11 protein-coding genes are annotated in these 12,509 nt (G+C 30.2%); all 11 read right to left on the reverse strand.

Features of this window, described 5'->3' with window-relative positions:
• Positions 1 to 40: 40 nt before the first annotated feature.
• Positions 41 to 322, reverse strand: coding sequence for a co-chaperone GroES (locus tag ACZ41D_RS11225; protein ID WP_464151495.1), 282 nt, complete (start codon positions 320 to 322; stop codon positions 41 to 43).
• Between the two features lie 294 nt (positions 323 to 616).
• Complete coding sequence (locus ACZ41D_RS11230) at positions 617 to 1,300, reverse strand: DUF554 domain-containing protein (protein WP_464151496.1); 684 nt, start codon at positions 1,298 to 1,300, stop codon at positions 617 to 619.
• A 40-nt stretch (positions 1,301 to 1,340) separates the two neighbouring features.
• Positions 1,341 to 2,237, reverse strand: coding sequence for a DNA-3-methyladenine glycosylase family protein (locus tag ACZ41D_RS11235; RefSeq protein ID WP_464151497.1), 897 nt, complete (start codon positions 2,235 to 2,237; stop codon positions 1,341 to 1,343).
• A gap of 113 nt (positions 2,238 to 2,350) precedes the next feature.
• Positions 2,351 to 3,616: a Glu/Leu/Phe/Val family dehydrogenase gene (locus tag ACZ41D_RS11240; protein WP_464151498.1), complete on the reverse strand. Its 1,266-nt coding sequence runs from the start codon at positions 3,614 to 3,616 to the stop codon at positions 2,351 to 2,353.
• Between the two features lie 532 nt (positions 3,617 to 4,148).
• Positions 4,149 to 5,630: an ISLre2 family transposase gene (locus tag ACZ41D_RS11245; protein WP_464150702.1), complete on the reverse strand. Its 1,482-nt coding sequence runs from the start codon at positions 5,628 to 5,630 to the stop codon at positions 4,149 to 4,151.
• Between the two features lie 141 nt (positions 5,631 to 5,771).
• Positions 5,772 to 6,584: an Asp23/Gls24 family envelope stress response protein gene (locus ACZ41D_RS11250; RefSeq protein WP_464151499.1), complete on the reverse strand. Its 813-nt coding sequence runs from the start codon at positions 6,582 to 6,584 to the stop codon at positions 5,772 to 5,774.
• 177 nt (positions 6,585 to 6,761) lie between these two features.
• Positions 6,762 to 7,973 carry an FAD-binding protein gene (locus ACZ41D_RS11255; RefSeq protein ID WP_464151500.1) on the reverse strand — a complete coding sequence of 404 codons (1,212 nt, stop codon included), beginning with the start codon at positions 7,971 to 7,973 and terminating at the stop codon, positions 6,762 to 6,764.
• 57 nt (positions 7,974 to 8,030) lie between these two features.
• Positions 8,031 to 8,822 carry an electron transfer flavoprotein subunit beta gene (locus ACZ41D_RS11260; RefSeq protein WP_464151501.1) on the reverse strand — a complete coding sequence of 264 codons (792 nt, stop codon included), beginning with the start codon at positions 8,820 to 8,822 and terminating at the stop codon, positions 8,031 to 8,033.
• 51 nt (positions 8,823 to 8,873) lie between these two features.
• Positions 8,874 to 10,013, reverse strand: a complete 1,140-nt coding sequence (locus tag ACZ41D_RS11265; protein ID WP_464151502.1) for an acyl-CoA dehydrogenase — start codon at positions 10,011 to 10,013, stop codon at positions 8,874 to 8,876.
• Between the two features lie 237 nt (positions 10,014 to 10,250).
• Positions 10,251 to 10,880, reverse strand: a complete 630-nt coding sequence (locus ACZ41D_RS11270) for a redox-sensing transcriptional repressor Rex (RefSeq protein WP_464151503.1) — start codon at positions 10,878 to 10,880, stop codon at positions 10,251 to 10,253.
• Positions 10,881 to 11,176: 296 nt separating this feature from the next.
• Entirely contained in the window at positions 11,177 to 12,379 is a 1,203-nt protein-coding gene (locus ACZ41D_RS11275) for a transposase (RefSeq protein WP_464150977.1), read from the reverse strand.
• Positions 12,380 to 12,509: the final 130 nt, after the last annotated feature.

The following is a 12,509-nucleotide window of genomic DNA, read 5'->3' on the forward strand; positions in this document are numbered from 1 at the left end:
TCCTTTATATTATTATGTAGTAATTACTAAATAACTAAATTTATTCAACTATTGCTAAAATATCATTTAATTTTAATATAGTATATTCCACTCCATCCATCTTTACTTCAGTACCAGAATATTTAGCAAATATTACTTTGTCACCAACTTTAATTTGATCCTTTTTCTTTTCATCATTTGTAATGTCAGCTCCAACGGCTATAACTTCAGCCATTTGAGGTTGTTCTTTAGCTGTATTTGGTAACACAATACCACTTTTCGTTTTTTCCTCAGCTTCAACTTTCTTAATAACTACTCTGTCTCCTAAAGGTTTGATATTCATAAAATTGACCTCCTTGTATATAAATTTTTTAACTGACTAATATATTATTAGCACTCATCATCGTCGAGTGCTAACACTTACAAATATAATGTTATATAAACAGGTTCATGTAATCAAGTTTAATTTTTAATCGTATATTGTCAATATTAATCTTTAATGGCAATTTTGTTATTTTATCTTATTATCGCATTTATTGTCTCTATATTTCTTATATTTTCTTTGTTGAGTAATTTATACAATAAAATATTATATTAAGTTTTAACTTTATAGTAATCCTTCAATTTTCTTTATTATTTAAAATAATATAGTTATAACATAATATATTAAAGGTATAAATATGGCTGGAAGCATATTTCCTATTTTAATCTTCTTTATTTCAAGCATATTAATTCCTATTCCCATAATAAGCAGTCCGCCTACAGCTGACATTTCATTTATAACTTCTGGGGTAAGTAAATTCTTTATTGATGAAGCTGCAATAGTAATAATTCCTTGATAAATGAGTACAGTTATAGATGAAAAAATTACGCCTACACCAAGTGTAGAAGCAAATATTATTGATGAAATACCATCTAGTATAGATTTTGCAAAAAGAGTTTGATGATTTCCTGTTAAGCCACTCTCAAGAGCCCCTACTATTGACATAGCACCAACACAAAAAATTAATGATGACATAACAAACCCTTTAGAAAAACTAGAACTACTGCTTCCAAATTTATCTCCTAACCAAATTCCTAGTTTGTCCAATTTTTCTTCAATATTAAATAGCTCGCCTAATATGCTGCCAACAACTATACTTCCTATCATCAAAAGCATATTTTCTGTCTTGATTGCTCCCGTAATACCAATTATCAATACAGATAAAGCAATTCCCTGCATGATGGTAATTTTATATTTCTCCTTAAGTCCATTTTTAACAAATACCCCTATACTTCCACCAATGATAATTGCAAGAAAATTAACTATAGTTCCTAACATGTATATTCCTCCTTTTGAAACATCAAAGGCAGTCTTTGGCCTATTTGCTTACTTTCTTTGTTTTACCTATACCTAACTCCCTTGCATAGTAAAATAAGTACTGTTGAGCAAATCCTGCATATTCACCGAACTTGTCTCTAGCATACTTTTGTATATCTTTTAGTTTAGTATCTTTTTTTATATAAAAATATTCCATAACCCTTTTTACCCATATGTCAATTGGAAAAGCATCTCGTTTTTCTAAAGAAAAAAGCATAATACAATCAGATACCTTAGGTCCTACTCCAGAAAAAAGCATTAAATTTTTCCTAGCTTCTTCCGTACTTATATTTTTTAGTGCATATATATCCATCTGTTTAGATGATATTATTGCGGAAGCATCTAAGATATACTTAGCTCTAAATCCTGTTTTACATTTTTCTAAATCTTCTATACTGAGCTTTGACAATACCTCTGGGCGTGGAAAGCTATAATAGCTCTCTCCTTGATAGTCTTCTATGTATTCTCCATATCTTTCACATAACAATTTTATAGCTTTTTTTATCATAGGAATTCTATTATTTGCTGAAATAATAAATGAAATCAATATCTCCCATGCATCTTGGTTAAGGATACGAATACCGTGGCCAAATTTCACTGCCTTATCTAATATCGGGTCTTTTGAAAGTATATTTTTTATATTACCATAATCTCTATCTAAGTCAAAGTATTTTACCCAAATGTTTTGAAAATCATCCATATTTGAATTGGATATTACTATGTCTTCTCCTTCTTTTTTAACATTTATTACTTTACCATAAGCTACTCCTGTATAACTTCCATCCTCTTTTTTATCCCACCTAAAGCACTGACCACATTCAAATACATGCTTAGGAACAAAATCTTTAGCATCTTTAATTATTATCTTCCCTTTATCATAAGTTACATCATACTGCATAATTTCACTCCTCAGTAAAATATGTGTATAATACATATTATACCCTATACTTTTTCAAAATAATACTAAATAATATTAAAAACTCTCTGGTTTAAACCAGAGAGTTTTTAATATTAATACCATCCTCTTAATTTCATTACACCTGCAACCTTTTTAATTGAATGCATATAAGCAGCTTTTCTCATAGGTACATCATATTCTTCTTTAATCTTCCAAATATCATTAAATGCATTAACCATAGCTATTTCTTCTTTTTCTTCAACTTCTTTTTCGCTCCAATAATATCCGTAAAGATTTTGTACCCATTCAAAGTATGAAACTGTAACACCACCTGCATTAGTTAAAATATCAGGTGTTACTACTATTCCTTTATTATTAAGTACTTCATCTGCTTCTGGAGTTATAGGACCATTAGCTGCTTCACAAACTAGCTTAGCATTGATTAATTCTGCAACATCTTTTGTAATAGCATTCTCTAAAGCAGCTGGTATCATTATATCAACGTTTAATTTCCAAAAATCTTCTAATGAAATTTCTTCGGCATCTGGATAACCTAAAAGATTTCCGTTCTTTTCCATATAAGCTTGAAGATCTTCAAATTTTAATCCTTTTTCATTATATAAAGCATAAGTTCCTTTTTCCTTACACCATTCTGCTACTGCTACTACATTTCCTCCTAATTTTTCTATATTTTTAACTGTAAATCTACCAACATTTCCAAATCCTTGAACTGCAATTTTTGCATTTTTCATATCTATACCTAATTTTTTAGCAGCTTCTCTAGCTACAACTGCAACACCAAAACCTGTTGCTTCATTTCTACCCTTTGAGCCACCAAATTCAACTGGCTTACCTGTAATTACTCCTATAGCACTATGCCCTACAAGTTTATTATATTCATCAACCATCCATGCCATTATCTGACCATTAGTATTTACATCTGGAGCAGGAATATCATTTTTTTCTCCTAAATATTTATATAAACCGTCAACATATCCTCTAGCAAGTCTTTCTAATTCTCCCTTTGACAATTCTTTGGGATCTACAGTAATACCACCTTTACCTCCACCATAAGGAATGCCTGTTACGCTGCATTTAAATGTCATCCATATTGATAATGCTTTTACTTCATCAGGAGTTACATTGGGATGAAATCTAACCCCACCCTTAGTTGGACCAACTGCATCATTATGTTGAGATCTGTAGCCTTTAAACACTTTAACAGTTCCATCATCCATTTTTACAGGAATTGAAATTTCAATAAATCTCTGAGGTTCTTTAAGCAACTCATATACTTCTGGTTCCATATTTAATTTGTCACAAGCCTCTTTAACTTGTAACTGAGCATTTTTTAAAGGATTTAAGCTTTCCTTTGTCATTTCAAGACCTCCTATTTTATATTAAATTTAAATTGTTATATTTTTAACTAATTGTCAAAGGGACACTTTGTTAATAAAATAAACACAATAAAACATTTTCCTTATGTGTTTTTAGAAACCTTTTCCCTTTTCAAATGGAATTATAACACACTTATATTTTATTGTAAATAGTAAATGGAAATTAGATACTGTCAAGTAAAAGTTGGCAAAATTATTATTTTTAAATTTAATCATCCAATTTTGCTGTTTTAATTATGTTTTTATGCCCGATAGGGCAAGAGTATTCTATTTATACTTTCTACAATTTTAAAAATAAATTTACATATACTTTACAATGATTTCAAAATTGTTATTCTATAATACTAGACTTATGATTATAGAATAACAATAAGTCTGAGAGCCCTATTTTTAGGTCTAATTCTATTTATTCATCAGTATTAATGCTCTATTATGTTGTATTTTTTTAGGCTTATATTAGAGCATAGGTATCGTATGTTAGCTTATTCTTTTAAGTTATATAATATATTAGATATTAAAAACTTAGGTTCATTTGACTTGCACATTTGCAACCTAACATGTCCTTTATGGCTTTTCTTCCGTTAGTTACTGAACATTGACTAAATGGCATGCTTGCTCTTTTGTGTTTGTATATCTTGCTTTTCTTTGGCTTTTTATTTACTTCTGCTGCTGTTAATCCTACTTTTTCTATTATTTCTTCAAGCTTTTCTTCTTTTATTTCTTTGTTCAGTAGTGATTTTATTGTTGTTGCTAATTCTTTGCTTGCTTTTTCTGCTAGTATCTTGGCTAAGTTACTGGCTCCTTGTATTGACCAACTTGTTTTATTCCCTTTCATCCTTTGTGCTAATATATCACATATGCTATGTTCCATTGTTCCTAGATTTCTATATTTAATTCCTTCTGGTGGTTGCGGCATATTTATGTCTGGGCGAAGTTTGTAGAGCACTATCCCTTCTTTGTTGTTTACTAGGTAATTATATAGTGCCTGTAATTTCTTCATTTTCTTTTGATTATCATTGTTTTCTATCATTAGTTTTGTTATCATTTCTAATCCTTCTTCTATGTTACCATTGCTTAGTTTCTTTATTATTTCTTTTGCCTTTTTCTTATCTTCTATGTTCTTAAGTACTGCTTGATTTCTATGAAATGGATCTAATTGAAAGTGTGAATTGTCTTCTTTTATAACTTCTTTTATCCAGTTTGCTCCATCTCCATTTACTATTTTTGTTTCTATTTCGTCAGTATTATATTGTTTCGCTATTTTGGCTTGTCTTAGTTTTCTAAATTCTTTACTACTTCCAAAGCTTGCATATGCTTTTTTGTTCTTTAGTACATATCTATCTTTTTTCTCATGCTTCTTCTCCCAGCCTTCATAAAAAATTCCTAATTTTAGTTCTTTTTTCTCTTTTCCCTTAGTCTTTTTATCTTTACCTTGGATATTTATCCACACTCCATCCATTTCTTCAAACAATATTTTTGTTTCTTTTTTGCCTTGTAATTTTTCTTCGTTGTTTAATTTTATTTCGTGTTTTTCTTTTTGTTTTAGTTGTTCTCCTAAGTTTTGTATTATGTTCCAAGCTGCTGAATGACTTATACTTTGGTTTGTCATTTCTGTTATTTTATTTGCTGTTTTTCTATATGATTCATCTGTTGCTAGATCTACTATTTTTTCTACTAGATTTGTAGATATATGTCCTATGGTTTCCATTTTTAAGTATTCATCTAAAAGGCATTTGTAACCTCTTTTACCCTCTTGTGTAGTATATTGATATATTCTACGTTTATATTCAATTTCGCCCATTATTGTTTTTATGGTAGTTTTCTTTAATCCTTTATTTCTATATTCTTCTTTATCTCTTTCTTTCATTAATTTATTATCTAATTTTTCTAATAGCTCTACGAGCATTTCACATGCCTGTCGGCATACAAGCTTATATATAATTTTCTCTAAGTTCTTGAAATTAATTTCTTTTTCATCTAAACTTATATTATACATGTAATCATCCCTTTTATAGTTTTCTTATTAATTACTATTATATTGGATGATTCATATATGTTAAAGGTGCTTTCGGGCATCTTTTTCATTTTTGTTGTTTTTGCCTACTAAAATTATACTCTAAGTGGAAATTATATATTGTTACAAAACTGTCATTTTTTTTACCAAAACGTCCACTCCAATAATGTTTAATGAAGTCATGTATTCAATTTCTTTAATAACTTGAAATTGCACCTTTTTGACTATCGGTATTATGGGACTTCCATATTGTATTTCGCAATCAATATTTATCTTTACTCCATATTCCAAATTATTTATGTAAATATTTAAAATCCTACTCACTCCATCAATTTTCATAGAAGCATAACCTACTAAATCTTTTATAACTTTATTTGAAATAGTGTACTTTCCCCTATAACTAAATGTAGGTCTTACTACAGTTTTTTCACAATATTTTTCCTTTTTTCCATCTTTTTTTTTCCAAACACTTAGAGCATCGATAAAATATCCTGAAAAATCTTTCTTGATTTCAAAAGTTGGAACAGGAATTACGTGTTTTCCTTCTTTTTTCCTCTGAATTTGTGCAATTTTTATTTCCTTCTCTGTTGCTACATCTTCAATATATATCTTTTGCGATATGTTGGGTAATTCTAATGCTTTAACTGATTTTTCAACCATTTTATCTGAAGTTCCAAGAATCAATATACTATCAGGATTTTCACTTTTTATAGCTTCTATCACTTCTTTTCTATGAGATTCGTCCATGAAAATAGCTCTTTTTACAGCCCCTAATGAGGTATCTTCTCTTTTAGCAGATTTTCCTGCAATAATGCGATTTCCTTTTATTAATAGCCCATCGTCTATCATGTATTCTATATTTAATTTTTTTAAAAGAGAAATAGCCTTGTAGCTTTTTCCAGTACCACTTTTCCCAATTAATGCAATTATTTTCATCTATGTTCCTCCAAAGTTTATAAAAAACCTCCTTGTACTTTATAATCAAAAACAAATATATCAAGTACCAAGGAGGTTCATATTCTTATTATAAGTTTAGTTTAGGTATATAAAATTGTCAACCCTTACTTATTTATCTTAGATTACTTTAAAATTAGGATTTGGACACCTATATATTTAACCTTTAAAAGCACTAACTATATCGTCTACATTATCTAATTCTTCTATTAGTTGTGGTATTATTTCATATAAATCTCCTACTATACCATAGTCCGCTACATCAAATATTGGTGCATCTGGATTTTTATTAATAGCCACTATGCAATCCGATTCTTGCATACCTGCTAAATGCTGTATAGCACCAGAAATACCACAAGCTACGTATAATTTAGGTCTTACGGTTTTACCAGTCTGGCCTACTTGATGTGATTGTTCTATCCATCCAGCATCCACTGTAGCACGTGAGGCACCTACTACTCCTCCTAGCTTTTTAGCTAGTTTTTCTATTAATTTAAAGCCTTCTTTATTTCCTAATCCTCGACCGCCAGAAACTACAATTGGTGCTTCTTCTAAAGGAACTTCTGCTTTCTCACTTTTTTCAACTTTTTCAACAAAAGCTTTTATATCCGATTTTTCAAGTTTAATATCTACCTTTTCTATAGTTCCTTCTCTACTTTCATCATAGTGAGCTTTCTCCATTACCCCTGGTCTAACAGTAGACATTTGTGGTCTATGGTTAGGACAAACAATAGTAGCCATTAAATTTCCGCCAAAAGCTGGTCTAGTTTGTAAAAGTTTGCCATCTTTTTCGTCTACTTCAAGTTTTGTACAGTCAGCAGTTAATCCTGTACCTATCCTAGCTGACAATCTTGGTCCTAAATCTCTACCGATGTTTGTTGCACCTATTAATAATATCTCAGGCTTTCTATCCATAACTAGTTCATATATAGCCTTTGTATATGCATCTGTTGTATATACATCTAATATTTCATTATCAACATATAATACTCTATCAGCTCCATATTTTATCAATTTATCAGCTATTTCATCAACTTTATTTCCTAATAAAACAGCAGTTAACTCTACTCCCAGTTTATCAGCAATTTTTCTTCCTTCTCCTAATAACTCAATTGCTACTCCCATAAGTTTTCCTTGTCTCTGCTCAGCAAAAACCCATACTCCCTTATATTGAGTTATATCAACTCCAGTTTTTTCTTCTTTTTCCTTTATTATTGCATTTACCGGACATTTATCTATACAAGCACCACACATAGTACAATTATCTTTTATATAAGCTTTTTTATCTTTTATCTCTATAGCATCAAAAGGGCAATTTTTAACACATATACTACATCCGATACACTTCTCTTCTAATACTTTAATGCCCATAATAATACCTCCTTATTTATTACATTTAAATTTTTTCTAATTAATCAACTTCTTAACTTAGATTATTTGTCTTTGTTTTAGTTTATAAATAAGTGTTCTAGATATTTGCTCTTTAGTTCCTTCTATCATTTCACATTCTCCCTTTTTACCTTCTGGTGTAAAGGATTTATTAACCTGTGTTGGTGAACCATCTAATCCTACTTTTACTCCTTCAGTGTCAATATCCTTAAATGTCCAAATTTTTACCTTTTCCTCTCTAAAAGCATCATATATTCCTCTAATTGAAGGATACCTTGGCTTATTTAATTCTTTAATAGCAGTCAATAAAACAGGCATTTTAGATCTTATAACATAATATCCATCTTCTAATGCTCTCTTTGCTATTACTTCATTTCCTTCAATTTTTAATTCTTCAACATAAGTTATTTGTGGTATCCCTAAATGTTCAGCTATTTGAGGCCCAACTTGTGCAGTATCTCCATCTATTGCTTGCCTTCCACAAAATACTATATCGTAATCCTTTATTTTCTTTATTGCTGAAGCCAATACTGTTGAAGTTGCCCACGTATCTGACCCTGCAAATGCTCTATCGCTTAATAATATAGCTTCATCAGCTCCCATCGCCAATGCTTCTTTTAATGCAACTTCAGCTTGTGGTGGCCCCATACTAAGTACAGTAACTTTTGTTCCTTCAAATAATTCCTTAAGTTTAAGTGCCTCTTCTAAAGCGTTTTTATCATCTGGATTTATAATGCTTGGTACTCCTTCACGAATCAATGTACCCTTAACAGGGTCTATTTTAACCTCATTTGTATCAGGAACCTGTTTCACACAAACTACAATATTCATAATATTTTCCCCCTTTAAGATCTATTTCAACAGGTAATTGCATAACCATAATTATCTTAAAAGATTAGCTGCAATAACCATTTTCTGTACTTGAGATGTTCCTTCATAAATTTCAGTAATCTTCGCGTCTCTCATCATTCTTTCAACTGGATAATCTTTAGTGTATCCGTATCCACCGTGAAGTTGAACAGCTTTTGTTGTAACATCCATTGCAGTTTCTGCAGCAAAAAGCTTAGCCATAGCAGCTTCTTTGTTATATGTCAATCCATTTGCTTTTCTATATGCTGCATTATATACTAACCACCTTGCTGCCTCTATTTTTGTTGCCATTTCTGAAACCATCCATTGTAAACCTTGAAATTTAGCTAAAGGTCTTCCAAACTGCTGTCTTTCCTTTAAATATTTCACAGATTCATCAAATGCACCTTGTGCTATACCTAACGCCTGAGCAGCAATACCAATTCTTCCACCATCAAGGGTTTTCATAGCTATCTTAAATCCTTTACCTTCTTCACCGAGTAAATTTTCCTTTGGCACTATGCAATTTTCAAATATAAGCTCTGCTGTAGCAGATGCTCTAATACCCATTTTATCCTCTATTTTACCAATACTAAAGCCTGGAAAATCTTTTTCAACTATAAATGCACTTATACCTCTTGTACCTTTTGATTTATCAGTCATTGCAAAAATAATATATACATCTGCTTGTCCTCCATTTGTAATAAATATCTTCGAACCATTTAATATATATTTATCCCCTTTGAGGACTGCTGTCGTCTGCTGACTTGCAGCATCAGTACCAGCATTTGGTTCTGTAAGCCCAAAAGCACCTATTTTTTCTCCTTTAGCTAATGGTACCAAATATTTATTTTTTTGCTCTTCCGTACCAAACTTTAATATTGGCCAACAAGCTAATGAAGTATGTGCTGAGCATATTACTCCAGTAGTAGCACAAACTCTCGATAATTCTTCTACAGCTATAACATAAGCTATTTCATCTCCTCCTGCTCCTCCATATTCCTTTGGTACAGGTATGCCCATCATATTGTATCTTGCCATTTTTTTTACCGTTTCTATAGGATATTCTTCTGTTTCATCTATTTCTGCAGCTAAAGGTTTTACTTCATTTTCTGCGAAGTCTCTCATAACTTTTTTTATCATTTGTTGTTCACTTGTTAAAGCAAAATCCATACTTATTCCTCCTTGTCATAATTTATAATTGATAATTTTTTCCCCATCCCGCAAAAAGAGATAATAGCTTAGAGGTGTAGCCTTTTTCTATCCTCTAAGCTATTTTAACATCATAATAAATATCCCCCCTTGTCTTGCATCAATCTTCTTCTTATATTATACGTTAATTTTTAAACAATTTCCATATAAAATAAGATTTTTTATCATATATTTTTTGAGGATATTTATATATAATATTTATTTTTGTTTTAATAAATAAGATAAAGTAAACAAACTTTCACTTAAATGCACATTTTCAACAACTATATTATCAGGAACCTTCAAGTCTGCAGGTGCAAAATTCCATATTCCTTTTACTCCTGCTTTGCTAAATATATTTGCTACGTCTTGTGCATGTTCTTTTGGAGTAGTAATAATCCCAATACTTACGTCATTTTCCCTTATAAAACTTTCCATATAATCTACATCTCTAATTTCAATATCTCTAATTTTCAAACCTATAATTTTAGGATTTTTGTCAAATAACGATAAAATCTTAAAGCCAGCATCTTGAAATCCCTTATAATTTGCTACTGCTTGCCCAAGATTACCAGCTCCTGCAATGACTGAATTATATGTCTGCTCCAACCCAATAATCTTTTTTAATTGCAAATATAATTTCTCTACATTGTATCCATAGCCTTGTTGGCCAAAACCACCAAAATTATTTAAATCCTGTCTAATTTGTGAAGCTGTAAATCCAGTTAGATTACTAAGCTCCTGAGATGATATCCGGTTTATACCTTTAGATAATAATTCCTGCAAATATCTATAATACTTAGGTAATCTTCTAACAACTGCCATAGATACTTTGTTTTCTTTTTCCATATATCTACCCCTCACTTAATAAGATGTTTTAGCGTTTTTAATCTAATTATAATGTTTTGTTAATATAATGTCAATTTTAGTTGATCATAATAATTTCTATATATAAAATTTAAGAACTATAATTAAAAATTATAATTAATCTTAATATTTATTATAAGAGGAAATTGCATAATTCATCTTTTTCACAGTAGAAAAAAAGAGCATAGAGCGATAGCTCATTGAAAATGAGATTTTAAATTTGATATTTATTTTAGAATAATGCAAAGAACCTCCTAAATAAAGGTAATTTTATGCCGTTAGGCAGCTTTATTAACAACTTTACTTGAATTTAATGATATTGTTCCAGCTATAAGTGCTATGCAATTTAATAATGAGTGAACCTTGGCTTTTTTAATACCTTTAGACCTTATGTTATCTAAATTTAGATATTCTTTAAGTCTACTATTACATCTTTCAACTGATGTCCTTTTATCATATAACTTTTTCCAACTAGTAGAAGACCTTAAAGGATATCCATAATGCCTTGGATTTTCTTTATAATTGACTTTAAAAGTATATCCGTAGGTAGAAGAAGAACACCAATTCATTCCATAAGGACAATTACACTTACCTAAAGCGTGAGGGCAACGGAATTTAAGATATTTTCCATCTTTGCCCCAATATACTAATTTATATCCTGCGGAGCAGATAGGATTAAAATCTTCATCTAATCCAGCAGGTGGGGCATAGCTTCGTCTAGGATTGTAAGCTATTATTGGAATACCATTAAATTCGTTTATTATATCTTTATAAACATACTCAAAGTCATACCCAGAATCCATAGCATAATATTTAGGCTTAAAAATATCTTTATAATTATTAAAAAATTGCTTTATTAAAGGTATAGCTACAGTGCCATCATAAGTGCTTGCTGGGGTTAATAAAATATCTAATGGTAGTTCACTTTTAGAATCACATAATATATGAAGCTTCCAACCAAACCATTTTACGGTGTTACCATTAGTATCTTTTTTTATCCCCCAGTTAGGGTTATAGTCATCATCTACGATATATTTTTTACGCTTAGCAGATTCATAAGAACTTAATTTTGTTGAATCAATAGAGACATGTTCTCCATCAATTATATTAAGTTCTTTTGCTTTAACAACTAAGGTATGAAACAATTGTTCAAGTTCATCAGTTTGAGTTAATTTATCTAAAAATCTGCTAAAAGTAGATTCGGATGGTACTTTGCCAAGGACACTAAAACCACAACAGAATCTTAAAACAGGATTTTGCTTAAGATTAAGAACTAAATCTTTTATAGTTTGAATTTTTTCTACTTGCATAGCAATCAAAGCATAAATTAAAGTTTCAGGATCATAGCCCTTCGGGCCTTTAGAATTATGAGATTTTCTTAGTTTGCAAGCTAAATTAGAAATGTCAATCTGAGATAAAATCATCTCTAATTTAGTTTCTTGTTGAAATTCCATAATTTCCTCAAAGGAAATCAAGCTCATTTGTCGAATATACATTTAAGAAGTTTCACTCCTTTCGGGTATTGAGTTTGTCTACTTAATATATTCGACATTTAGGGGTGAAACTCCTTTTTGCGTTCAGTGAAATTTAGAAAAATCAACAATTTAAAAT

The organism is Brassicibacter thermophilus (genome assembly GCF_055378355.1).